Origin of the sequence: Paenibacillus sp. 598K (assembly GCF_003851045.1) — a bacterium.
Taxonomy (GTDB): domain Bacteria; phylum Bacillota; class Bacilli; order Paenibacillales; family Paenibacillaceae; genus Paenibacillus_D.
Genome location: NZ_BFBX01000033.1, coordinates 13,066 through 39,033 on the forward strand (window position 1 = coordinate 13,066; position 25,968 = coordinate 39,033).

The window sequence follows — 25,968 nt, forward strand, 5'->3', positions numbered from 1 at the left end:
GTTTGGCGGATTGGCAAATGCTAAACTGGTTGGGCAAGGCCCATTCCATGCTAGGGAGTGAACATTGTGGCGGTTGAAGCCTATCTGCACGCTAAACGCCCCAGATCCCGCTCGATACTGTCCGGACTGTTGTCTGCAAGTCTGCTGTTGGCGCTGCTGCCAGCCTGTACGTCCGGGTCGGACAAGCCGCCCGATACCGATACGCAAGCGCGCATCCTGGAGGTCAAGACCAATCTGGAGGAGAGCAATGGCTGGCTGATTGTCCCGGAAGGCGGCACGCAGCTCCGGGTGGACGTCACAGCCGAGGAAGTCGACACCGTATTGTTCTGGCTGGCTGCCAGCGGTACAGACAGCTGGGAAGCGCGCGAGCTGATCGGCACGGATACGGATGGCAGCGACGGCTGGGCGCTGGATTGGCCGTTCGGCGAGCGCGACTTCCATGATCATCTGCTCATCCAGGCGCTCGGCAGCGATGGCTTGACGATGGCAAGCGAGACGCTTAATCTGACCTCGGCGGAAGAGTAAGCTGTCCCTTTCCTGAGGACGATACACAGCAAGCGAACAAGCAGCGAGAGGAGTATGTTATGACTACTGCTGTTACCCCGGAATTCTCGGTCGAATGCGCAGCCCCGTTCGCGTCATGCCAAATATTCGGCACGGCTGTAACGGCCCGAGCGCTGCCCGTCACCTCCACCTCCCCGTCGCTCAGCGTATGGTCGCTGGATGCGGATGAGGACGAGACGCTGGCGGATCGTCTGTCGGACATCATCGCTGATTATGGGCGGGTGCTGGAACGGCGTCCTGTCGCTTACGCCGGCTGCGAGGGGGAATATGTCAAGCAAGAGGATCGGCTCGTCTATGAGGACGAGGGCATCGATATGAGCTGGTATCGGCTGCGGGCCCTGCTCGCCTCGCCGTATGGCGGCTATATCCAGGCGAGCGCGATGTGCGGCGGCGACGAGCTGGCGTCGGTCGAAGCGGCATTCCATCAGACATTGGGGTCGCTGCGTCTGCTTGGGCAGGAGGATGACGCTCAGACAGCCCGCGCAGCGCACGAAGCACAGGTCGCGGCATTGCTGGAGCAGGCGATGTCCCGCATGGAGCAAGCGTCCATGTCGGCTAGCGATATCGAGGAGCTGGCGGAGCCGCTCGATGCCGAGACGCGATTCGCGCAGACGCTCGGAGCAGCCGGACTGCTCGAGCACGAGACCGCGCTGCGATCGATCGCCCTGCCTGCCTGGACGCTGGTGGAGGCCGGTTCCGCCGACGAAGCGCCGCCCGGCGCGACGCGGATCGGCGGCGGGCCCGACCTGCCCGCAGGCGCAGCTTGGCCGCGCAACGAAGCCGGTCTCTATTACAACTTTCTCGCCCAGATTAACCTGGCCGAGCTGCCGGAGCTTCGCTATCCGATGCCCACGCGCGGCTTGCTCACCTTCCTTTCGGACACCGATCTGCTGGAGGGCAAGGTATGCTACTGGTCAGACACGGATAAGCTGCTGCACTATCCCTTGTCCGAGGATGCGGAGACGACAGCCATTGCAGCGTCGTCCATGCTCGTCTGGGATGAAGAGCAACGGCGGCTGGTCGTAGACCGCCCCGAGAGAGACGGCTATGAGGCGTTCGTCGAGGCGGATGGACGTATCCGGTTCGAACGGAATGGCGGCACCGTGCTGGCGCTCGCCTCCGAGTATGAGATCAGCCACGAGCCGCAGCTGCTGCGCGTCCATCCGTGTCTGCTCGTGCCGTCCGACAGTCCACTCTATGCGAGCTGCGGCATCGCGGAAGGCGAGCTGCTGGCGGAACGTGTCGAGGAGGCGATGCGGATCGGCGAGGGTCCGCAGCACCGTATGCTTGGTCCGATCCGCTCGACCTTGCCGGTAGTCGAGCGAGCCGTGCAATACGCTCGCCGCCAGGGCTGGGACGAGCTGACCGCCAGCGAGGACTGGTTCGTCCTGCTGGCGCTGCGGTCTGGCGGCCGCGCAGGCTTCGCGTTTGGCGATTACGGCGACTTCGTGTACATGGCCAATGCCAGAGATACGGCGCGCGGCGACTTCTCTCGCGTCTGCGCGTTTAATCTATTGGATTAGTGAGATTTTTATTGGAATAGTGAGCAATAGAAAGAAACAACCGGTCCGCTAGCGGACCGGTTGTTCGATTGTACGGATGTGCGGGATGTGTGAGGCTGGCGACAGAGGACTATCCAACCTTATGCGGCCCCCGTGTTGCCGTGCGGCTGGGCTGAGACGCCAGGCTGCGCCTGCGCTCCCTGTTGTGCCTGCCCGGGTACAGCCCCCTGAGACTGCGCGGCACGCGAACTGGCATCGGCCGACGCTGTCTCCGCGAAGCGGAAACGGCTGATCTCGCGCATCAGATGATCGGCCATGCCGCTGAGCGTCTCAGCCGACGCCGACATCTCCTCCGACGAAGCGAGCTGCTCCTCGCAGACGGCGGCGACGCTCTGCGACTCGTCGGAGATCGTCCCGGACAGTTGCACGAGACCTTGCTCGGCGGAGAGGATCTGTTCGGTCATCGCTGTGATCTCTTCGGTCGCCGCAGACACCTCCTGCGCTTGCTCGGCAACCGTCGCGACCGCTTCGCGCACTGCGGCGAAGGCCGCTCCGGTGACGCCGATACGCTCGGCGCCTTCCTTCATCTCCGCTGCGCCGCGCGCTGTCTCGGCCATCGCCTCGCGAATGCCGCGCACCATCTGCTCGATCTCGGCCGCGATCCGCCCGGAGGCGTCGCCTGACAGCTCGGCGAGCTTCTTGACCTCGCCGGCGACGACCGCGAAGCCTCTGCCATGCTCGCCTGCGCGAGCCGCCTCGATCGAGGCATTCAGCGAGAGCAGATGGGTTTGCGACGCCAGCTCCTTGATGAACACCGTGATCTCGTCGATCTTGCGTGACTGCTCGCCGAGCCGATTGATCAACCCCTGCTGCTGCTCCAGCGTCTGGCGGACTTGCTCGATCTGGATGACGGTACGCTCTAGCTCCCGCCCGCCTTCCTCCGCTCGCGACATCGCGTCGGCTGACGACTCCGCCGTGATCGAGGCCGATTGGGCGATGCGCTGCAGACTCTCTACGCTCTCTTGCATTGCTGACTGATTATGCTTGATCCGTGCGACCTGCTCGCTCGCCGACTCCGAGATCGCCTGGATCGCCTCGGCGATTGCCCCGGCTCCGGCAGCCGACTGCTCCGATCCGGTCGAGAGCTCTCGCGATGAGCCACTCACCTCCTGCGCATTGCGATGGATCGTCGCCATCAAGCTTGCCAGTTGATTTTTCATCCGGTTGAAGGCATCCGCCATCTCCCCGATCTCATCGCGCCGGCGCAGCGCCATGTCTGCTCCGGTAAGATCGCCGTCCGCGATTCGCCCCGCCGCCTCGGACACCGCGATGACCGGCCTGGAGATCGAGCGAGTGATGAAAAAGGCAAGCAGCGCCCCGAGGACGATGGCCAGCAGCACCGTAAACAGCAGCGCCTGCTTCACGCCAGATACGACGGCATTGGTCTCCAACTGCGTCTCATGCAGCAGCATTTGCTGATAGTCCTCGAGCTCCTGCGCGGTCTTGGCGATTGCAGTCGCCATCGGCACGCATTTCTCGGCGACCAGTTGTATGTACATCGCATCGTTTCCAGCTTTTTTGTAGTCTGTAATTTCAGTGACTACGGTCGCATATTGCTCTTCCTGGTCGCGTAGCTGGCTGGACAGCGCGATGGCCTGCTCGCTTTCCAGCATGTTGTGCAGCTTCTCCCAGGTCTCGGCAAATACGACGCGATCTTGGCTATACGCCTCCATCTGAGCCGTATCTCCGGTGATCAAGTACCCCCGCACGTATTTCGTCTGATCGGCCGCCAAATATTTGAGATCTTTGACCCATAATATCTTTTGCACCCGGTCGCCCAGCATCTGCTCATACGATTGATTGACGGAGGTTAACTGATACCAGCCGAGCGTGCCGACAACAAGGGTGAGAGCGAGAATAAGGCTAAAGCTGACCATCAGTTTGCTACCGATTTTCATGGGGACATTCTCCTTCGCAGGTCTATAGAATCAGGTCTATTATCCTCTTCCCCACAATACCAAGTTTTGAAACGGGCCCATAGATCTAAATATGTCGAATAAACGAACATAATTCCCTTTGGTTCGACAATTAATACAATTATTCGACAAAACCCCTTTAATTCGAGACTTCCCAGCTTACCGTCACAGCCCCGCTCGCCCGCTTGCAGCTAATGATGACCTGCACCTCCATATCCCGATCCGCCGTCACCTGCAGCCGTCCATCGGCCAACTGCTCCATCCCTATCAACTGTCCATTCGGTCCGGCGAGCGAATAGCCGTAACTCCCGCTCTCGATACGGAACTCAATCTTGTACGTAACCGTCTCCCCTCGCCGCAGCTCGATCGGCACCGGGAACTCGCCATGCAACCAATCAAACTGCGCTGTGAAGGCGGTCTCGCTGCGCTGCTCTGTCCACCCCTCGACCCGAGTGTGATCGGCCAACGCAAGCCACCCGAGCGCTGCGAGCATAACCAGCGCCAAAATGCCGCCGAGCGGCCATCTCCGTCGCAACGAGGCATCAATCCCGTAAAAGCACAGGGCGCATACGAGACCGTATAGTCCGGCGACCACGATAAGCATCGGCTCATGGGAGAAAAACAGAAAAAACGGCGCATACCCGCCTGCTACATATAACAGCACAGAGACCAGTCCGGAATAAGGCCGCCGCAGCTTGAGCGCCAAAGCGTCTACAACCATTGAAAATACAACCGCATAGCCGTAAAAAATCGTCCAGAACGGCATGAAAAACATCGTCTCCTGCAGCTGCACAATATCAAACCGCGACAGAAGCAGCATCAAAGACAGAAATACGATGCCTGCTGCCGCAAGCTTTGCCGACAGATAACCGAGCGCTCGACGCAGAGGATGATCCGCTTGGTGCGCTGAATGGTGCATGGTCGATCACTCCCTCCGTAGTTGGCTTTAGCTTATCAACAAAGCTGCAACCAGGGGAGTTCTAACTTTTGTAGTACCTGCTCGCCAAAACGCCAAATCCCCCAGCCCTTGGTAGTGTAAGGACTGGGGGATCGCGTTGCTCAAGCTGTGAGACTAGATGCGCTCTGTCAACCGGAGGAGCGCGACGACGGCTTCGGCGCGCGTCGCGCTGCCCTGGGGCTCGAATCGGCCTCCGCTGCGTCCCTGGACCAGGCCTTCGGCGGCCGCAGTCGCGACAGCGCCCTTGGCCCAGGCGGGGATCTCCTGATCGTCTGCGAACGAAGTCGCGTCTGACCCGGTCGGCAGCCGCAGCGCCCTGACCAACATCACCGTCATCTCGGTTCTTGTCATCCGGACGTCGGGACGGAACGTCCCGTCCTCAAACCCGTTCACGATGCCAGCCTCTACCGCCAATGCGACGGCATCGCGGGCCCAAGGACGAATCGCCTCCTGGTCGGCGAAGCTCAGCTCGGCTCCCGAGCCTTCCAGCCCTAGCGCGCGCACGAGCAGCTGGGCGAACTCGGCTCGCGATACCAGCGCGTCCGGACGGAAGGTCTGATCCGGATAGCCGCCGGCTATACATTGCTCCGTCGCCCGGATGATCTGGGCTGCCGCCCAGTGGCCAGAGAGATCGCTCAGCGATACTTCCGGGCAAGACGGGGACGGCGCTGGCGCCGCCTCGACGAACACGGCCAGCACTGCAGGCCTGTCGAGCTCAGCCCGGATCGCTCCATCGACGGCCATTCCGCCGAGTGGATACCAGGTATCGTCATCTGCAAGGGCGTACAGCGTTGGCGTTCGGTAATCCGAAGTCAGCGACTCGACGTACGATACGGATACGGTCGCCGGCCGGAGGAACGTGTCGACCTCGCTGGAGGTGATCTTATACACCATACTCGCCAAGCTGTAGCCGGTCATTGTCGGCACCTCCGCCATCGTCAGACGATCGATGGCAAGACGCGTCTGGCGATCCGTCGCTCCTGCCGGTACCTCCAGCTTAATGCCGCTTCCGAGACTCACGATGCCAGCTGCGCCAGCGGCTAGTAATAGCACGCCTTCCGGCTGCTCCGATTCCCCGTCTGGACCCGGTACATAGGGCGGATAGTAGATCGGCGGATTCGGACGCTGGCCAGCAGCAGCTACAGTCAGTGGACGACTGGGGTCGCTCTCATGATGCAGACGATCGACAGCGGTGACCACGTACGTATACGTGCGGCCGGAGATGACTTCGCTATCCGTATAACTGGCGCTACCCGTTCCTTTACGCACGACAGCATGGATCTGCGACGGATCGGCGGTCGATGGCGTCGTCTCGCCCTCCGCTCGATAGATGACATAGTAGGCCGTCTGTTCGTCAGCGTCTGTCCAGCGCAGCTCCATCGACGGATGGCGATAGGTGCCGGATAGCTGCTCCGGAGCGGCCGGCTGCGCGCCGCCCAGCCAAGGCATCGCCGGCACCAGCGCAGGCTGCTGCTGGTATTGTCTCAGGATCTGCTGCAGATGCGTCTTGGCGAGCAGGTCGCGCGTCGTGAACTGGATGCTGCCATGCACATGATCGAAGTTCAGATTATAACGCATCTGATTGATGATCTCATACGGATCGGTGAAATTTTCGTTGTCCTCCACCTTGTAGGCAGCATGGCCGATATAGAGATGGACATCAGCGTCATGCTCAGCGATCAGATCGTCCCACCACTTCACCAGCACCTCGTAGGCTGCGGGCGAGAATCCGAAGTTCCAGTAGATCTGCGGCGCTACATAGTCGATCCAGCCCTCCAGCACCCACTTGCGAATATCTGCATGCAGATTGTCGTAGCTCGGCTGACCGGCTGTCGTATCGGAGCCGAGCGGGTCGACCGATTTGTTGCGCCAGACGCCGAACGGACTGATGCCGAACTTGACATAAGGCTTCTGCGCCTTGATCGAGGCGTTTAACCCTTCGATCAGCGTGTCGACATTATGTCTGCGCCAGGCATTAATATCCGTGTAGCCGTCGCCGAATTGCTCGTAGGTCTGCTGATCCGGATATCCTGTGCCGTCAAAACGGTTCGGGTAGAAGTAATCGTCGAAATGTATCGCATCGACATCGTAATTGGCCACCACCTCATCGACGCTCCGGGTAATGTAGTCGATGACCTCCGGGTGGCCGGGATCAAAGTACAGCCGGCCGCCGTAGCTCATCACCCAGTCCGGGTTCAGCCGCGCCGGATGATCCTCGGTAAGACGGCTCGCGTCGTTATGCATGCTGATGCGGTAAGGGTTGAGCCAGGCATGGAATTCCAGGTTGCGCTTGTGCGCTTCCTCGATCATAAAAGCCAACGGGTCATAGCCCGGGTCCTTGCCCTGCTCGCCGGTCAGCCAGTGCGACCATGGCGCGAGCTCCGAACGGTAGAAGGCATCGGCTGTAGGCTTGATCTGGACGACAACAGCGTTCATGCCCATCGACTGGTGAAAGTCCAACAATGCGATGAAGTCCCGGCGCTGCTGCTCGGGATCGTAGGTTTTGGGCCAGTCGATCTGCTCGACGCTGGCGATCCAGGCCGCCCGCAGCTCATGCTTGGGCTGCTCGACGCCAGCCTTGTTGACCACGACAGTGAAGCTGACGCTCTTGTCTTGGAAGAGCGCCGTAATCCGGGCGATGCCCATCGACAGCGCCTGCACCTTGCCGTTCGCAGTTACAGCGGCAACCGCCGGCTGGCTGGAGGTGAAGGTCACGCCCTCTGTCACCGCCTCCTCGCCCGTATTATAGATAGCCGTAATTAGCGCCTGCCCTTCCTGCCCGATCTCGAGCGGCCCCAGACCGCCGAGCTCGATCCGCTCCAGCACCGGGATCTGTGCACCCACGCTGATCTCCACGGCAGTCGTGCGCCCCCGATACTCCGCCTGCAGCGTCGCCGCGCCTTCGCCCAGAGCGCGAATCACGCCTTGCTCATCGATGACAGCTACCGTCTCATCGCTGCTGGAATAGGCAGCCCCTTGGGTGATCTGCACCCGTTCTCCGCTCCCCGCCATGACAGCAAAAAGTGTCGTAGGCGCCTCCTCGGCTACCTTCATCTCGGCCGGACCGGTCAACAGCAGCTCCTCCACGACAGGCACTTCGTCGCTGACAGTCAGCGAATAACTCGCCTCGAAGCCGCCAGCTTGGGCTGTAATGCGAGTGGTGCCTGGCGAGAGCGCCTGGACGCGGCCCGCAGCGTCAATGCTGGCTACCATGGGATCTTCACTCGCATAAGTTACACCGTCCTCCAGCCGCTGCGGCGCCGAGGCATTCTGACGTGTCTCGAACACGGTGGCGGTCAGCTCCTCTCCCGTCTTCATCGGTGCGAGACCCTGCAAGTCCAGACCGTATCGTCCGTCGGTATCCCCGTAGAACACGCTGACGCGGTCCAGGAAAACGACGCCATCAGTTTTGTTGTCGTTGTTGGTCTGGGTCATGTAGATGCGGCGCAGCTTGATGTCCGTGACCTCGGGTACGCGCAGCGCTACCGGGAGGTCGGCGACAATATAGCGCCAGCCCGTCCAGTTGAAGCCGGTGCTGGTCGTCAGATCCGCAACTGCCGAAGGGATCGGCGATGTCCCGCTCATCGCCGCAAACTCGGCGCGCAGCCAATGCTTGTTGTTGCCGTCGCCGTGCACCCACATGCCGATCTTCGTCGGCTTGCCCGGCAGCTGACGATACGTCGCCTGATCCGGCTCCCACAGGTTGACATACGCTGCCGCCGTCCCGCTCTCTCTGCCAACGAACTGATAGCGCAGCCTGGCCGAATGATTGCCGTACAGGACCGGCTCCGGCCTGTTGGCCATCGCCAGCTCGACACTGGCGCGGACGGCGCTGGCCGTCACCCCTCCGGCTTCGAAGTCCTCTACAATGACAAAAGGCGCAGCGGGCGAGGCAGCAGCAGGTAATAAAGATTCGGTATCAGGCTCGCCTCCGGGGGACAGACCGGCTGCGCCGGCCAACGTGGAACACAATAGTACGATGATGAGTACAAAAGCGGTCATGCCATACATCTTGCGATAAGGCAGATTCATCTCTTACATCTCCTCCTCGTGATATGTATACCATCAGGGCAATGCGAGCTTCCCCATGATCGTCGGTCGCGCGGCTCCTGTCGCTGCAGGTATGTTGTTCGGGACGCCCTGCAGGAAAGCATGGCCGAGCAGCGCGAAGATGACCGCCTCCTTGGCATCGTCAGGCATGCCGAGCTCGCCCGCCCTGCGCACCTGCTGCTCCGGCAGCAGTCTCGCCAGCTGGACCATGAGCGTCCGGTTATGGGCGCCGCCGCCGCTGACGATTACTTCGTCGACCCGGCAGCGCGGCATGACGAAGCGCCTGCACGCATCGGCGATCGAGCTTGCCGTAAGCGCTGTCACTGTGGCGATCGTATCTACACCCGAGAGCCCCCTCTCCGCAGCGAGGTCGAGCACCCGGAGGGCGTAGTCGGCCCCGAACAGCTCCCGCCCCGTAGACTTGGGCGGCGCCAGCGCAAAGTAGGGATGACCAAGCAGCTCGGCCAGCAGCGCCTCGTCCACTGCCCCCTCAGCCGCCCATTGCCCGCCTTCGTCGTAAGCGAGGCGACCGTCCGTCAGGGTATGGACGACTTGATCGATGATCATATTGCCTGGCCCGGTATCGAAGGCCAGCAGATCGTCGGCGCCCGCCCCGGCCGGGATAACTGTACAGTTGCCGATGCCGCCGATATTTTGCAGCAGCCGTCCCCGCCGGGGATCGCCAAACAGGATCAGGTCCCCATACGGGACAAGCGGCGCGCCTTGACCGCCCACCGCCATATCTGCCGGGCGGAAATCGCCGACGACAGGGAGGCCCGTATGCTTGGCAATGACCGACAGATCGCCGATCTGCAGCGTGGCGCTCGGCTTGTATAGCCCCTCCCGCTCCGGCATATGCCAGATCGTCTGACCATGGGAGCTGATAAAGTCGATCTCGGCGACGGCCAGTCCAGCCGCCTCAACCGCAGAGAGCGCGCTATCGGCGAACAGCTGGCCCAGATAGACATTCATCCCCGCCAGCGCCGCGACGTCGGCGGCTCCTGGCGAACAGAGCTGCTTCAACTGCGCGCGCAGCTCCTCAGTGTATGGCAAGGTCGCATAATGCAGCAGCTGAACCTCGGTGTTCGCGCCGCTACCCGCGAGCTGCACGACGGCGGCGTCGATCCCGTCCAGCGACGTGCCGGACATCAGCCCTACGCCGATCTGGAAGGGACGTTCGGATGACCAGCTCATCTTCATCTAGTGGCACCTCCCCTTCGCAGCTGCTCCATAGCCAACAGCACCGCGCCGTACGAGGCGTCGTACTGCGGCTCGACGATGGTCATCCCCGGATAGCGCCCGGCAATCCGTCCATGCAAGGCATCGCGGACATGGCGGTTGGACGTCAGCACGCTGCCGAGCAACGCGAGCGCTCCCTCCTGCAGCGCAAGGCGCTCGGCCACGGCCGCGATCGGCTGCAGCAGCTCGTCCGCGCTCCGCTCGGCGATCCGCAGCGCCTGCTCGTCGCCGGCCTCGCAGGCGACGGAGAGCAGCGGCGCGAGAGCGGCGATGTCCCGCTTGCTGCGCGCCGGATCGTACACATAACCGATCAGCTCGGATACCGTGGAGACGGCGAGCCGTCCATACACCAGCTCCGTGATGAGCGTCGGACCGATGCGACCGTCCGCAGCCTGCACTACCGCAGCGAGCAGGTCTCTCCCGATCGCATAGCCGCTGCCGCCATCGTCGATCAGATGCCCGTACCCGCCGGCCCGATGCGTGTCGCCAGCCGGACTCCGGCCATAACAGATCGCTCCGGTGCCGGCGATCAGGACGATCCCGCTCCGGCCGCCGTGCGCCCCGCAGAGCGCGGTCTCATGGTCGCCGACGAGCAGCAGCTCCCCCTCATAGCCGTATCCGCGCAGGATGGAGGTCAGTCGTCCGGCGACGAGCGGATGACTGATGCCCGCCGCCCCGATGCAGATCGCCAGACAGGAGGTCAAGTGCGATGCAGCGCCCTCGCCTCCGTCCACGCTGCCGCGATCCGTCCCGGAGGTCAAGTACGATGCAGGCCTCTCTCCTCCGCCCGCAATGCGTCGATCCGTCCCGGCAGAGCCGCTCGCAGCAGCGATCGCTGCCGCGAGCCCGTCCGCGAGCGCTTGCAGGCTGCGGGCGACGACCGCTTCGTCCTGGCCGTTATAGTTCAGCGGACCGGCGCTGAAGCTGTGGACGATCTCGCCGTCCGTCCGCGCCAGGACGACGCTTGTGCGCGTCCCGCCGCCGTCGATCCCCGCTACATAATTCATCCCGCTCCCCCCTTCCTTTTTGAACTACCTCTAATAGAGATGGTATGCGCTCTTGCGTTGGGCAAACTGCTCGCTCTCCGCCTCCCACGTCTCAATAATGCTGCGCGGGTCGGCGTTCTCGTCGCGGAGGATCGCGTCGCCGCACAGCAGATCGATAAACGGCCGGCCTCCCTCTCTCACAGGCGGCAAGAAGGCAAACGGCGCAAACAGCTCGCGTATCGTAAACAACAAGGTCAAGCCAAGCGCAACCGGACGGACCGCAGCCTCATCCAGTACATGCACCTGCACGCCCTTGCAGAAGGTTCCGGCATGCTTCGACGTCGAAGGCTTGAATGATACCGGACGGAAAAACACGCCGGGAAGCCGGTGTCCATTCATCGCCCGGGCCAGGCGCTCGCCATCGACAAACGGAGCTCCAATGATCTCGAACGGAGCAGTCGTGCCTCTGCCCTCCGACAGATTGGTCCCTTCGAAGAGACAGGTGCCGGGATAGAGCAGCGCCGTATCGAGTCTTGGGATGCCCATCGAAGGCGGCACCCATACCCGGCCTGTCGCGCTATAGCGGAGCGTACGCTCCCAGCCTGAGCAGCGGACGACGTGCAGCTCGGCTCCCCAGCCGGACTCTTCGTTGGCCATCGTCGCTACCTCGCCGGCTGTCAGCGCATACCGGATCGCCAGCGGATAGTTGCCGACGAAGGAGGTATAGCCGTCCTTCAACACGTTGCCCTCAACCGTCACGCCGTCCAGCGGATTGATCCGGTCGAGCACGACAAACGGCTTGCCGGCCCTCGCGCAATCCTCCAGCGCATACAGCATCGTATAGATAAACGTATAGTAGCGGGCCCCGATATCCTGGATATCATAGACGACGACATCGACCGCTTCGAGCATATCCGCCGTCAGCCGCTTGCTGTCCTTGCGGTACAAGCTGTAGACAGGCACCCCTGTCGCAGCATCGGTGTAGCTGTCTACCAGCGCGCCCGCATCGAGATCGCCGCGCACGCCGTGCTCCGGCGAGAACAGAGCGGCCAACCGGTAGCGCTCGTGGAGGATATCCACAGTCGGCCGGAAGTCCGCCGACAGTCCCGTCGGCGAGGTGATCAGTCCGACGCGTCTCCCCTTCAACAGAAGATCGATACTTGAGATTCGGTCGATTCCGCTGGCGATCATGGACGATGTCCCCCTCTCGTCACGCGTATTTCGCACCACTCGGTGGTCTGTCGTCGATTCATCGACTACAGCTCGCCCTGGCGCAGCTTCATCGTCTCTGGCGGCACCATGAACGTCTCTGCATATTGCTTGCGAGCTTCCAGACCGCGGACGCGGGCCAGCGACTTGTAGTAATCCATGTAATTAAAGGACGTGCTCCCGGTGACGAACCAGTGCGTCGACAACGCTTCGATCCACAGATCGAAGGCTTGCTGGTCGAAATCGACGTACACATACGGCACGTAATCGACCGCATCCTCCCAATTTTCGCCATAATACAATTTCGCGGCAAAATGCGGGGGCAGCTCTCGCTCCAGCGCTCGCAGACTGGCAAAGTAGCGAGCATCGTTGACGATCCGGTGCGTCGTCGCGTGATCCTTATGCATGCTGTTGCAGTGATGCGTAATAATGATATCCGGCTTTACCTCGCGGATGACGTCGGCGACGCGCATCCGGATCTCCTGATCGTCCGGGATCTCCCCGTCCGGGATCTCGAACACGCGCGCCGCGCCTCCGAGCATCTCTGCAAATGTGTGCGCCTCCCTGACCTTCTGTTCCCGATAGGCATGCACATCCTGTCCGGCCGGCACGCCGCGCTCGCCCGCAGTTAGCGCCAGCGTGAAGATCCGGTCGCCCTTCAGATGGTGGCTCGCCATGACGCCTCCGGCGACAAGCTCCACATCGCCGACATGGGCCCCTATGCCCATGATGGTCTTTGGTGTACGATTAGCAGTCATTTCGCTATCTCCTTCCTCATCGTAGCAAATGTTTTGACCGTGCGGAATCCGGCGCGTTCGTAGATGCGCAGCGCTGGATTGTTGCTGCCGGTATACAAGCTCATATAGTCGGCGCCGATCGTCTGGAACGCCTCGCAGAGACGGGAGAACAGGATCGATCCGAGCCCATGCCCCTCATGCTCCGGATGGACGCCGATGCCGGCGAACCGCCCGCGTCCGCTCGGCTCGCGCACGACAGGCCCGGCAAATCCGACCGGCTCGCCATGCAGACTCGCGATGACAACAGGAATGTCCGTTGCAGCTGCGGCAGCAATCTCTTGCTGCCAGAGCGGATTGCCAAGCGCCGCCAGCAGCGCATCAGGCTCGCGATGCTGCCGCCTGTCGAATAGCCCGACCTCGTATCCTGATTCGGCTGCCTTCCGCTCCTTGGCGACAATCGCTTCCGGCACCTCGAAGCTGCCAAGCCGCAAGTACATCGCGCACTGTATGGCTCGCTCCGCATAGTCATTCTTTAGCAAAGCGTCGTGAAACGCGCTTCCGACCGGTACGCCGGGAGCGTTGTTATGTTCATGCCGGTCCGTACCCGGCACATACCACGGCAGCTGCATCGGATTGAAGAAGAGTACCTCGGCCTGCCGTTTGCCGAGCGACACGAACCGCGCCTCCATCGCTGCCAGCAGCCCGGCATAACGGTCTGGCGCTCCCTCGTCATCCGCTGTCACGATACAGGTCAGGTACCCTGCAACATCGCCCAGCGGCAGGTCATCCCCGGTACAGCCGCAAGCGAAGGCGGTTACACGACCCTCGTCCAGCCACACCCATGTTGTCTGCGGATCAAAGTAGCGGCTCTTCGTGAAAATCGCCTCGAACCGCTCGGTATTCATCTCCCGATAGCCGTCGCGCGTCGCATGCGCATTCCAGAGCGCGATGACCTCATCAGCATATCTATTCTCCCATGTAACTATCATGCGAGACCCCTTCCCGGCTGCATCAGCCCTTGACCGCTCCGACAGTCACGCCCTCCAGGAAGTAGCGTTGCAGACTGAAGAACAGGATGAACATCGGCAGCGCCGAGATCGTCGCCCCTGCCATCATCGGAGCAAAGTATGTCGTATTGGCGAAACGGAAATTTTTGAGTCCGACCTGGATCGTCTGCATATCCATCGAGTTGGTGACCAGGAAAGGCCAGAAAAACGTATTCCACGTCTCCATAAAGGTCAAAATGGCCATCACCGCCATCACCGTCTTGGACAATGGCAAAATAATGCGGACCAGCGTCTGGAATTGATTGGCCCCCTCCACCTTGGCGCTCTCGAGAATCTCCTTCGGAATCGAGCTCATAAACTGCTTCGCAAGGAAAATGTTATATACGGTCACCAGTGTCGGCATGATCAGCGCCTTGTACGTATTCTGGATTTCGAAAATATTGACGATCAGAATGTAAAGCGGCACCTGCGTCACCTGATAAGGGATCATCATCGAGCTCAGCAGGATGGCGAACAGCAGACCGCGGCCGCGAAAGTTGATTTTGGAGAAGGCATATCCTGCCGTAGTAGCAAATAATACATTGGATATCATCACCACCGTAGCGACAAAAAGAGAGTTCAGGATCCAACGGTAGGAATACTCGCTGTAGGCAAAGAAAAATTTGTACGATTCCAGCGTAAACTTGCCGGGCCATAAAGAGTAGCTGACCGCGCCCGCCTCCACCGGATCGCCAAATGAAGAGATGAGCATAAAGTAGATCGGAAATAACGTCGCCAGGGCAAACAGCAGAAGAAGGACGATGAGAATCGTATTGCGGACCGTTCTTGTCGTGCGGTTGCCGAGATGATTATTGTAGAGAGCCAAGTCCATTCCTCCTTCTGCTTAATATTCCACGTCTTTGCCGAGAAACTTGAACTGCAAAAACGCTACGATGCCGATCATCAAGGCGAGCAGCAGCGATTGGGCCGCAGCCTTGCCGAATTCGAAGTATTTGAAGGCCGTATCGAAAATAAGCAAGCCAACCATCGTCGTCGCATGATTCGGACCGCCGCCCGTCATCAGATAAGCATTCTGGAATACCTGGAACGAACCGATAACCCCCGTCACCAGCAGGAACAACGTCGTCGGCTTCAGGCACGGGATGACGATATGCCACATTTTCTGGATGAAGTTGGCCCCGTCGATATCGGCTGCTTCATAATAACTGCTGTCGATGCCAAGCAAGGCCGCGACATAGATGATGATCGCCGTACCGTGACTGGAGAGCCAGGACATGAGGACAAGCGAGAACATCGCCGTGGAGCTTGATCCCAGCCAGTTCTGACTGTCGATCCCGAACAACCCGATAAACCGGTTCAGGACCCCGGCCGACATCGGATCGAAGATCCAGAGCCAGACCACCGCCAGCGCCACGCCCGAAGCAACTGCCGGCAAATAGTAGATCGCTTTGAAGGTCGTCTGCAACCGCTTGTGGAGGGGCATGATCATAATCGCCACAGCGAAGGACAGGATCAGGGCGACAGGTACGGTGAGCACCGTATAGACGATCGTATTGCGGATCGATTTCCAGAACAGCTCGCTTTGGAAAATCGAGGTGTAGTTGTCCAGGCCGATGTACGTGGAGCCTCGGGGACTGTATTCCTGGAAGCTGATAATAAATGCGCTAAGCACCGGATACGCTGTGAACAGGGCATAGACCAGCAGGGCAACGATAATAAACGCATAGGCCCATGCGCTGTCGCCGCGGTTCAGACGGTTGCGCGCGCGCGCGTTAGCTCGGCTCATGATGCAGGCTCCTTCCTCAATGAATCGAATGAATCTACCCGTTAAAAGCTGGATAGCCTACCGGATGAGGGCAGGCTATCCGCTGGCGCTTAGTCTTGCACGACGCCGTCTTCGCCAAAGGCGGCAATGGCAGCTTTCTTCACGTCTTCGTACATGACCTCAGGTGTAATCTCCCCGGCCAGCAACGCTTGGAGACGCGGGATGACCGTTTCGTTCTCGACCTTGATCGCCTGGGCGCCGAGCTCTACCGGGATATCCGGGCGCGCTGGCGCAGCATGCTCGAGCATCCGCTCTACGGCAGCTACGTTATCCGGATTGCGATTGGACTCGATGCTTGCCGCCGCTTCGCGCCCGCTCTTGGTGATGTGCGCTGCGAACAGATCGCTATTGGTTGTCGCTGCGACATTGCCGCTCGCCAGGAAGTATGCAGCTTTGACGACATTCGCTTTATGCTCATCTGTAGGCTCCTTTTTGCCGCGGAAGGCGACATAGCCATCGACAACGGCGTAGGATACCGGATCATGATCGCCAAAGGAAGGCATCGGCAGCACGATATAATCGACTTCGATACTGTCAGCTACGGCACTGCCGTCGCCCGCTTTGAGCTTCTCGTTATTTTTGTTGGCGGAGTTTTCGAATACCGCCAGTCCTTTGCCCGTAATCATCGTCTGGCCGGTCAGGAACATGTTCCAGCGTTTGCCGGCATCGACCGAGCTGAGCTCCTTGGGCATCGAGCCGTCATCGATCATTTGACGGATCGCCTTCAGTACGTCCAGATAATTTTTGCTTGTGTAGGCATATTTCAGATCCTCGGTAAATGGTGACGGCATGCCGGCATTTTTGACCAGGATGGCCAGATAATCCTTGGAGGCTACACCTGCTGTAGCGAACACGAAGCCGTATCGGGTGTTTCCGTCTTGCTGTACAGTGCCGCTCTTGATCGCCTCGCGGAACTCATCATAGGTCCAGCCGTTCTCCTGGACGCTCTTCCAGTCGATGCCTGCCTCCTCCATATATTGCTTGTTGCCGCCGATCGCATGGACCTCCATGTAGGCCGGGAAGCCATACAGACCGTCGCCATTCTTCATATATTCCAGCGGCGCTTCGTCAAAGTCGGATACCATCTCGGGAGTGACCAGATCCTTGATATCCATCAGCATATCCATCTGAGCATACTTGGAGATGCCGTCCGAACCGATGAATGCCAGATCCGGCGGGCTGCCCGCATTAACCTGGGTATCGAGCTTCTGGGTCATATCCTCCCAGCTTGCCGGCTCGATCTTCAGCGTCAGGTTCGGGTACAGCTTGTTGAACTCCTCCTCCATCTGCTTGAAGTTCTCTTGGTACGCAGGAGAGACAGGCGGCAACAGCGCTGTGATCGTGTCCTTCGCATCGGAGCTGCCTCCACTCTCCGCAGGACCGTTCGTCGTGCCGCCGTTGTTGGCGGGCGGATTGTTATTGCCGGACGAGCAAGCGGCCAGCGAGCCTGTGGCCAAAGTCAGAGCGAGCAGCATAGCGGTCATTTTTCGTTTCGTCGTCATTCGAGTGAAGCCTCCCTTAATTGATGATCTTTTTGTATGATGCCCATCTGTACCAAGCGTCTCTAGATCGCTTGGTTGCAGATGCGTATAGCCTGCTTGAGATTGCCGTTGCATGCTTCCAGCGCGGCTGCAGCTTCGGCCGGACCCAGCTTGGACTTGATCATCATGATCGCCAGCTTGCAGTCCATATCGGCCTCCTTGAGATAACGGGCCGCTACCTGCTCCTCGACCTCCGCAGCCGCCATGATGATGCGCAGCGAGCGGTTGTAGAGCTTTTTGTTGCTGGCCTTTAGATCGACCATCAGGTTGTTGTAGGTTTTGCCCAGTTTGATCATCGTCGAGGTGGTGAGCATATTGAGGACGAGCTTCTGGGCGGTGCCTGCCTTCAGCCGGGTCGATCCGGCGATCGCCTCCGGCCCTACGACCGGGGCGATGCAGATGTCGCTCACCTGCTCGAGCCGGGTGTGACGGTTATTGACGACGGAGATCGTCACCGCGCCGAGCTCCCTGGCCCGCTGGAGCGCCTCGATGACGAATGCAGCCGTGCCGCTCGCCGAGATGCCGACGACCGCATCGTTTGAGGTAATCCCCAGTTGGTCGACCAGAGCCCGGCCTGCTTCCCCGTCGTCCTCGCAGCCTTCGACCGCCATGCGCAACGCTATATCGCCACCGGCGATATGACCTTGCACCAGCTGAGGGTCGACACCAAAGGTCGGCGGACACTCCGAAGCGTCCAGCACACCTAACCTCCCTGAAGTTCCAGCGCCGATGTAATGCATTCTACCACCTGATGAAAGGGATTTAGATAGCGCTTCCACGGCAAGCGCAATGGACGGGATTTCAGCAGCGACTGCTGCCGGAACCTTCGAATCTTCGTCATTCAGCATCGAAAGAATCTGTTCCGTCGAGCTTTCGTCAATGGATCGGGTACCTGAGTTGTTGCCCTCCGTGGTCAGTTTGGCTAGATCATCTGTCATCGTGTATTCCCCTTATGTTTCTGACTTCTGACTACATATTAAACGCTGAACCCCCAATTCGTCAATAAATTTCGAAATAAATTTTCAGTCTGCAATATATTTTCGGTTTTTAATTCTAATAACTATCATAGTATGTTAAGTGTGAGTTCGGTTTTATTGACCTTGAAACCGTACAGGCACAAACAAGCCCCTGCAAGAACATGGATGTCCTTGACAGGGGCCTACTGCAAGCTGCAACGTCGATTTACTTTTTACGCTTGCTGGATATAATATCATGGCTTTTGGCCAAATACGTTTTGACCTGATCGTAATCCGCACTCGCCACGCCTGCAAACAGCATGTCGATCACCGTCAGCATCGCTATCCGCGAGCCCATCGCCCCACTGCGGATCGTAATCTCGGGCGTCGAGATGCTGAGTACGGCATCGGCGCTCTCGGACAACGTGCTTTTGTTATACTTGGTAATCGCGATAGTGTAGACGCCATTCTTGCGGACGATGTCGAGCGAGTCGAGGATCTCGAGCGTCTCCCCGGAGTTCGAGACGAAGATCGCGACGTCGCCCTCGGTCATGAGCGAAGCCGCCGTCAGCTGACCGTGGCCGTCGGTGTAGGCACGGCAGTTTTTGTTGATGCGGCTGAACTTCTGCTCGGCGTCCTGACAGACGATCCCCGAGGCTCCGATGCCGAACAGCACGATCCGCTTGCTCTCCCTCAACACTTGCACCGCGCGCGTCACTGCGCCATGCTCGATGACGCGCATCGTATCCTCGATAGACTGAATATTGTTATAGCCAATATTGGCGATAATCGTCTCCAGCTCATCTCCCGGTTGAATATCGGTATATTGTTCGCCCACAGGCTCTTCCTTGGCGCTTAGCGAGGCTGAGATGCTGACGATGAAGCTGCGATAGCCGCCATAGCCCATCGTTTTGCAGAAGCGCAGCACCGAGGCATCGCTAGTTTTACTGGCATGCGCCAGATTTTTGATCGACAGATGCGGGATCTCCTCGCGGTTGGCCAGGATATACTCGGCTACCCGCTGCTCCACCGGCGTCAGACTGGCCTTGCGGTCGCGGATTCGGATGAACAGATTATCGCTTATCGTCATGGCATGCTCCCTGGCTTATCCAGACTGCCCACAAAAGAAGCCTACGGTCACGGGATCGATCTTCCGATCGCTGTTGTCCCCAGATTTCTTGATTATTAACCGCTTTTGCGGTTGAAATCCGGGGACAAAGGTGAACTACACGCTTTCTGCAAGAAAGCGACTTCGGAAGCATCATCTTCGCTTCTCCAGTAACGATCCCGTGCCTCTTCGGCCTTTGAGGGCAGTCTGGTAATTTTTGTTTATCAAAGCGCGCATAAGGTGACAAGTTTCTTATGCAGTCATAGTGTAATTTTATTTCAAAGTCACACGAAAATGCAAATGAATATTTTAAGAACAGGTTTTATTTGCGAATCTCGCTGGGCGTGGCGCCCCAATGCTTGCGGAATACTTTGGCGAAGTAGCTAATATCCCGGTATCCTACCCCCGCTGCCGCATCGAATACCTTGGCTCCGTCCTGGAGCAGCTTGCGTGCCCGTTCCATCCGGCGCTCCTGCACGTAGACGGAGAATAACGTGCCTGTTTCCTTCTTGAACAGACGGCTTAGATAGGAAGGGTTGACATACATCTGCTCCGCCAGCGTATGCAGCCCCAGATCCTCGGACAGCTGCGCCTCGACCGTCTCGACCAGCTGGCGCACGAGATGGTGGCTGGTCGTGCGCCGGCTCTCCTCGGCATAAGTGCGGATATGTCCGACGACGCGTCTGCTCCATGCCCGGATCTGCTCGCTGCTGAGCAGCGATTGCAAGGACAGGAAATAGCCATAATCGTCGCCAAGCACCCGCTGTAGCGACCAGCCTTGGCCCTGGATAAGACGGACGAAGCAGCTGCTAATGACGAGCAATTGCTCGTACACCCGATCCGACGAGCCCGCCTGCTCCAGCAGCTGCGCCATATAGTTGTCGACCAACTCGACCATATGCTCCTTGGTATCCATGTAGATCGCGATCTCCAGCTGCTTTTCGAACGCGGCGTCGAGCTGCAGCGGAGGGGGCTCATCCTTGGCCGCCAGATAGGGGATCGCCAGCTCATGCCCATAGACCGCCCGCTCCCTGAGCGCCAGACACGCCTCTCGATACGAGGTCTTCGCCTCGGCGAGTCGACACGCGCGGCCGACGCCCGCGCTGGCAGGCACCTTGAGACATTCCTTGACGACCTGCAGCAGCCTGGCGCACCGGATATGGACCCGCTTCATCAGCTCGTTGTCCGACTCGCCGGGCGCACCGACGAACAGCAACACCGCTTGCCCGTCGGCCCCGGAGAACGCGTAGCCCTCGGAGGCAGGCAGGAACTCGCGGGCGATACTCGTCAGCGAGAAGGCCAGCAGCGGCATATCGGATGCAGTGAAGCGACGCTCACCCTCGGCCAGCGGATCGATCGAGCATACCACAACTGCATAGCGGCTGTCTGCCGGCAGTCGGAGTCCCAGCTCCTCGCCATGCCGCAGCAGCTCCCAGCCGTCATAGCCGTCCTGCATCCAGCTCCGCAGGAACGTCTCCTGGAGCTGCGGCAGCCTGGAGCGCCACTTGTGCTGCAGATCCGCCAGATTATGACGCTCCACCAGCTCGGCGCGCACCTCCGCCGCCGCCTCCAGCACGGTCTGCAGAATCTCGCCCTCGCCGGCCGGCTTTAGCAGATAGCGCTTGATGCCGAGTCCTACCGCGCGCTGGGCAAAGGTGAAGTCATCATGGCCGCTCAGGATGATCATCCGAATATGCGGCGACTCGGCAGCGATCCGCTCCGCCAGCGACAAGCCGTCCAGCTCCGGCATCTCGACATCGAGCAGCACGATATCCGGCTTGCGCCGCTCCAGCAGCTCCAGCGCCTCGCGGCCATTCTCCGCTGTCGCTACCACCTCTACCCCATGCTGTTCCCACGGGATGTTGTGGACGAGCGAATTGAGGATCCGTATCTCGTCCTCTACGATCATCAGATTCATGCCATCTCCCCCTCCTGTTCGCTGCGGCAGCTGGCCAGCGGCAGCGCCAGTATAGCGGTCGTTCCCTTACCTGCTTCGCTGGCAATCGTCAGGCTGGCGCTGTCGCCATAGTAGAGTCGTATCCGCGAGGCCACGTTCAATAGTCCAAAAAATTCATCCTTGCGCTCGGCCCCGCCTGCTGGCACATTGTCCGTCGCTGCAAGCGCCTCGCGAATCAGCCGGAGCCGCTGCTCCTCCATCCCTTTGCCGTTATCGCTCACAGTGAGCAGCAGCTGTTCGCCCTCCAGACGAGCCGATATCGCCAGCTGCCCGCCTCCCTTCCGCTTCTCCAGTCCATGCAGGATCGCATTTTCCACCAAGGGCTGCAGGATCAGCTTCAGCACATAGAGGTTCGCCGTATGCGGATCGGTCACGAAGCTCACCGTGAACTGGCCGACAAATCGCAGCTGCTGCACGCGAATATAATAGTTCAGGTGGGTGAAGGTCTCCTCTACCTTAAACGTCTCTCTGCCCTTGCTTAGACTGAGCCGGAAAAACTGCGACAGATTAAGCACCATCTCGCTAATCTCCTCGGCGTCGTAGTTTTTGGCCGACCAATAGATCGAATCCAGCGTGTTGTAGAGGAAATGCGGGTTGATCTGCGACTGCAGAAACTTCAGCTCGGTCTTGGTCAGGCGGAGCTGCTGCTCATAAATATCCTGGATGAGATGACGCTGCTGTTCGGCGGTCTGGTTGAACGCGTCGGTCAAATACCCAAGCTCGTCCTGGCGGTTGTGGACAAGTCGGGTGTCGAGATTGCCTAGTCTGAGCTGCCGCATCCCGGAGACGAGCGACGACATCGGCGCTGCGATGCTGCTATAGATCAGCCAGGCGATCCATACCGCCAGCAGACAGCTGATCAGGATGATCCAGTACGTAAAAATTTGCAGCGGCCGCGACTTCTTGTAGATCTCCCGCTCCGGTTGCTCCAGGACAAGCGACCAGCCGCTGCGAGGCGAATCGATGCGCAGCATCATCTGCTTCTCTGCGCGTCCCGGGAGCTGCGCCACCGATACTTCGGAGGCCGGGATGTCCTGATCCAGATGAGGCTGAGCCGAGTCATTATTAGAGACGAGCAGCCTGCCCTGCTCGTCGTAGAGCGACACATGGGAGGCCGGGCTGGGCGCCAGATGCGCGATGTTGCTGAGCAGGGTGCGCTTGGGCAAGGACAGCATGAGCACATTGTTGCCTCTATCTCTGCTGTACAGATCCATCAGCTGCATGAGGAGCAGCTGGCCTTCATTATAGATCGGGTCCGCCCAACCCATCAGCGCTTCCTCATGACGGCTCGGGTTATACAGGACGATCGAACGGCCGGTCTGCACGAATTCGTCATACCAGTCCTCTACTGTATGCAGCGGACGGTCGAGCATGCCGATGCGGCTGGAGAGCAGCTTGCCCGAGCCTCCGTGATAGATCGAGACGCCGGAGAGGATCGGGTTGACCGCATTGACATTGGAGATATACGACATCACGGAACTAAAGTCGATGAGCATCTCCGGCGTCAGCTCGGCGCTTCGATGCTTGAGTCTGGAGGTGAGGCTGCCGTCGGTTGCCAGCATCGTCGAGAGCTGCTCGAGCGACTGCAGCGTCTGGTCCACATACTCCAGCGCCGAGTCCATCCCGCTCATCGTCCGCTCTCCCAGCTCCTGTTCCAGGATACGCTGCGATTGCTTGTTGGCATACAGGCTGAACAGGATCAGCGGCAACAGGATCAGTATAAAGTAGCAGGTCAGCCGGACCTGGATCGACCGGCTGAACCGCTCGCGCAGCGTACGCAGCCATCTCATGTTCTGCACCTCCCGTCCGGACAGCGGCAAAGTGGCGCCCCGGATCGGAAGCGCCACCCTTTCATTCACCCAGTCATTGGATGAATGCCTTGCTTGCAGTTGCTATGCCGTTATTTATTCGCGGCGTACCACTCGTTTACCTCTCGGGTAATCTCGTCGCCGCCCCGGCTTTTCCATTCGCGGACGAAGTTGTCGAACTCATCGAGCGGCGACTGACCGACGATGATCTTCGTAAAGTACTCGATCTCCAGCTTGTTCAGATCGGCCGAGTAGGAGCCCATCGCCGGGGTCGGGATGCCCAGATATTCGTCGCGAATGACGGCATCGGCGATCTTATCGATATTGGCGTTGAGATCGAACTCCATGCCCAGCGAGTCCAGACGATCGCGCTCCTCGTCCGCCTGATACGGCCGGATCGACCCGCCCAGCGTCTGACGGTAGATATGCTCGTTGTGCTTTTCGAAGTCCGTGACGATCTTGCCGTCCTCCTCCCTCCACACCTCGCCCTCGAAGCCGAGCAGCAGCGTCCGGTAGCCCTCGCCGTTCATGAAGTTCAGCATCCGGACGACGGCGTCCGGGTTTTTGCTCGTCACGGGGACGACATTATAACCGTAGATGTAACCGTAGCCCATCGTTCCTTTTTTGCCCTCGGGTCCCGCAGGGAACTCCAGCGCCAGCCATTCCGCTTTCGGGTCGTTGTTTTTGTTGGTCAGGATCGGTCCGCGGGTATCGTACCAGAAGGCGGAGAACAGGCCCACCTTGCCGGCGGCGATCTTCTCGGTGAAGTTCGCTTCCTTGTTAAGCGGCCATTCCGGGTCGAGCAGCTTGTCGCGATGCAGCTCCGCCAGGAAGCCGAGCGCCTCCTTCATCTCCGTCAGCGTGCTCATGTTCACTAGCTCGCCGTCCCGCTCGGTCCACATGCCGCGCTGGATGCCAAAGGCGCCCAGGATCGGCGCGATCCGCGCCAGGTTCTCCCCTGTGATGAAGCCGTATGTATCGTCCTGCCCGTTGCCGTCGGGATCGTCCTGCGCAAAGGCCCGCATCACCTCGCGGTACTCCTCGAGCGTCTGCGGCGGCTCCAGACCCAGCTTGTCGAGCCAATCCTTGCGCACATACATGATCTCATTGCCCGGCACGGCATTCATCGACGGGATGGCGTAGATATTGCCCTCGATCGTCACCGTCTTCCATGCGTCCTCGGGAATATTTTTTTTCAAGTCCGGTCCATACTTGTCGATCCATTCGTCGAGCGGCTGCAGCGCGTTCTGCTGGACATAGTTCTCGAACCAGCTAGAGTCACTCGAGTAGATCAGATCCGGCAGATTGTCGGAGGCCATGATGACGTTCAGCGCATCCTGATAGCCGTCCGCCGGCGGGATCTGCATCGTAATGTAAAGATTGGTGTTGTCCCGGATGTAGTCGATATAGGGGTTGTTGTTCTCGTCCATGCCGTCAGGAAAATTGCGCCCCGAGTTGTTGAAGACAACGCGGATCGACTTGCGCTCTATCCCCTCTTCGCCGTTTTTCCCGGTAGACGGATTGCCTCCTGTCGCCCCTCCCCCGCCGCCCCCGTTCGAGCAGGCCGCGAGTATCGTCAGCGCACCTGCCATCAACATGCCTGTTCCTTGCTTCCATCGTTTTGCGTTATGCATGGGATGTGCCCCTCTCTTTTCTCTTGTCTAGCCCTTGACCGAGCCTAGCATGATGCCTTTGACAAAGTACTTTTGCAGGAACGGATAGACGATCAGGATCGGCACCGTGCTTGCGATGAGCGCTGCCGCCTTGATCGATTCGAGCGCCAGCAGGGCGCTGTCCATATTGGCGGAATAGCCGGAGTTGTTGTCGATATTGGATTGATTGAACATAATCAGCTCGCGCAGGTATACCTGCAGCGGATACATCTTGCGGTCCGTAATGTAGAGCACGGTATCAAAGAAGGAATTCCAGTGGCCCACCGCATGGAACAGCGTAATCGTCGCGATCGCTGGCATCGACAGCGGGATGACGATCCGGAACAGGATGCCGAGATTGGAGCCCCCGTCGATCTTCGCCGACTCCTCCAGCTCTACGGGCACGCTCTGGAAGAAGTTTTTCATAATAATGACGTTGAATGCGCTGATCGCTCCAGGAATGATAAACGCCCAGAACGTATTGAGCAGCCCCGTCGCCTTGACGACCAGGAAGGTCGGGATCATGCCGCCGCCGAACATCATCGTGAAGACGATCAGGAACATAATCGTCGAACGTCCCTTGATGTACGTCTTGGACAGCGGATACGCGAGCAGGCAGGTGAGCGCCACATTGACGAGCGTCCCGGCGACGGTCCTCAATACGCTGATCTGGAAGGCGTTCAGAAACGCCTGTTCGCTAAGCACCCGGCGGTATGACTCCAGTGTAAAGTCAACCGGCAGCAGTGTCACGCGTCCCGTCGTGATCGCATCGTGACTGCTGAGCGACTGCGCCAGCACATGGACAAATGGCAGCAGCGCAAGCAGGCCGAGCGCGCCGAGCAGCGCATAGTTGATAAATGAGGCGAATTGCTCGCCTTTGCTTCGTCTCATGG

At 59.5% G+C, this 25,968-nt stretch carries 19 protein-coding genes; 2 read left to right on the top strand and 17 right to left on the bottom strand.

The genetic code is table 11. The features are described 5' to 3' along the window. Window positions 1–66: 66 nt before the first annotated feature. Window positions 67–525 (top strand): hypothetical protein, encoded by a 459-nt coding sequence (locus PA598K_RS11800; RefSeq protein ID WP_260405367.1) that lies wholly within the window; start codon window positions 67–69, stop codon window positions 523–525. A 59-nt stretch (window positions 526–584) separates the two neighbouring features. Continuing rightward, window positions 585–2,087, top strand: coding sequence for a DUF1963 domain-containing protein (locus tag PA598K_RS11805; RefSeq protein WP_128657155.1), 1,503 nt, complete (start codon window positions 585–587; stop codon window positions 2,085–2,087). Window positions 2,088–2,206: 119 nt separating this feature from the next. On the opposite strand, the gene PA598K_RS11810 is transcribed toward PA598K_RS11805, so the two are convergent. From PA598K_RS11810 to PA598K_RS11890, 17 genes are all read right to left on the bottom strand, one after another. Then, entirely contained in the window at window positions 2,207–4,024 is a 1,818-nt protein-coding gene (locus PA598K_RS11810; protein ID WP_128657156.1) for a methyl-accepting chemotaxis protein, read from the bottom strand. Window positions 4,025–4,181: 157 nt separating this feature from the next. Further along, window positions 4,182–4,961, bottom strand: coding sequence for a hypothetical protein (locus PA598K_RS11815; protein WP_128657157.1), 780 nt, complete (start codon window positions 4,959–4,961; stop codon window positions 4,182–4,184). A 153-nt stretch (window positions 4,962–5,114) separates the two neighbouring features. Beyond that, window positions 5,115–9,032, bottom strand: coding sequence for a family 10 glycosylhydrolase (locus tag PA598K_RS11820; protein ID WP_128657158.1), 3,918 nt, complete (start codon window positions 9,030–9,032; stop codon window positions 5,115–5,117). A 33-nt stretch (window positions 9,033–9,065) separates the two neighbouring features. After that, window positions 9,066–10,250: an anhydro-N-acetylmuramic acid kinase gene (locus tag PA598K_RS11825; protein WP_128657159.1), complete on the bottom strand. Its 1,185-nt coding sequence runs from the start codon at window positions 10,248–10,250 to the stop codon at window positions 9,066–9,068. Further along, window positions 10,247–11,296: a BadF/BadG/BcrA/BcrD ATPase family protein gene (locus PA598K_RS11830; protein ID WP_128657160.1), complete on the bottom strand. Its 1,050-nt coding sequence runs from the start codon at window positions 11,294–11,296 to the stop codon at window positions 10,247–10,249. Before PA598K_RS11830 ends, PA598K_RS11825 begins: the two co-directional genes overlap by 4 nt. Window positions 11,297–11,326: 30 nt before the next feature. Then, window positions 11,327–12,466 carry an exo-beta-N-acetylmuramidase NamZ family protein gene (locus PA598K_RS11835; RefSeq protein ID WP_128657161.1) on the bottom strand — a complete coding sequence of 380 codons (1,140 nt, stop codon included), beginning with the start codon at window positions 12,464–12,466 and terminating at the stop codon, window positions 11,327–11,329. A 65-nt stretch (window positions 12,467–12,531) separates the two neighbouring features. Continuing rightward, window positions 12,532–13,242, bottom strand: a complete 711-nt coding sequence (locus PA598K_RS11840) for a PIG-L deacetylase family protein (RefSeq protein ID WP_128657162.1) — start codon at window positions 13,240–13,242, stop codon at window positions 12,532–12,534. Continuing rightward, complete coding sequence (locus tag PA598K_RS11845) at window positions 13,239–14,210, bottom strand: GNAT family N-acetyltransferase (RefSeq protein ID WP_128657163.1); 972 nt, start codon at window positions 14,208–14,210, stop codon at window positions 13,239–13,241. Before PA598K_RS11845 ends, PA598K_RS11840 begins: the two co-directional genes overlap by 4 nt. 22 nt (window positions 14,211–14,232) lie before the next feature. Further along, a complete protein-coding gene (locus tag PA598K_RS11850) occupies window positions 14,233–15,093 on the bottom strand; it encodes a carbohydrate ABC transporter permease (RefSeq protein WP_128657164.1) in 861 nt (286 codons plus the stop codon). Between the two features lie 18 nt (window positions 15,094–15,111). Then, window positions 15,112–16,014 (bottom strand): carbohydrate ABC transporter permease, encoded by a 903-nt coding sequence (locus tag PA598K_RS11855; protein ID WP_128657165.1) that lies wholly within the window; start codon window positions 16,012–16,014, stop codon window positions 15,112–15,114. Window positions 16,015–16,103: 89 nt separating this feature from the next. Further along, entirely contained in the window at window positions 16,104–17,555 is a 1,452-nt protein-coding gene (locus PA598K_RS11860; protein WP_128657166.1) for an ABC transporter substrate-binding protein, read from the bottom strand. A 62-nt stretch (window positions 17,556–17,617) separates the two neighbouring features. After that, entirely contained in the window at window positions 17,618–18,532 is a 915-nt protein-coding gene (murQ, locus tag PA598K_RS11865) for an N-acetylmuramic acid 6-phosphate etherase (RefSeq protein WP_128657167.1), read from the bottom strand. A 244-nt stretch (window positions 18,533–18,776) separates the two neighbouring features. After that, window positions 18,777–19,640, bottom strand: coding sequence for a MurR/RpiR family transcriptional regulator (locus tag PA598K_RS11870; RefSeq protein WP_128657168.1), 864 nt, complete (start codon window positions 19,638–19,640; stop codon window positions 18,777–18,779). A gap of 340 nt (window positions 19,641–19,980) precedes the next feature. Beyond that, window positions 19,981–21,576 carry a response regulator gene (locus tag PA598K_RS11875; protein WP_128657169.1) on the bottom strand — a complete coding sequence of 532 codons (1,596 nt, stop codon included), beginning with the start codon at window positions 21,574–21,576 and terminating at the stop codon, window positions 19,981–19,983. Next, entirely contained in the window at window positions 21,573–23,405 is a 1,833-nt protein-coding gene (locus tag PA598K_RS11880; RefSeq protein WP_128657170.1) for a sensor histidine kinase, read from the bottom strand. The genes PA598K_RS11875 and PA598K_RS11880 overlap by 4 nt, the downstream gene beginning before the upstream one ends. A gap of 110 nt (window positions 23,406–23,515) precedes the next feature. Further along, entirely contained in the window at window positions 23,516–25,057 is a 1,542-nt protein-coding gene (locus PA598K_RS11885; RefSeq protein WP_128657171.1) for an extracellular solute-binding protein, read from the bottom strand. Window positions 25,058–25,084: 27 nt separating this feature from the next. Next, complete coding sequence (locus PA598K_RS11890; protein WP_128657172.1) at window positions 25,085–25,966, bottom strand: carbohydrate ABC transporter permease; 882 nt, start codon at window positions 25,964–25,966, stop codon at window positions 25,085–25,087. Window positions 25,967–25,968: the final 2 nt, after the last annotated feature.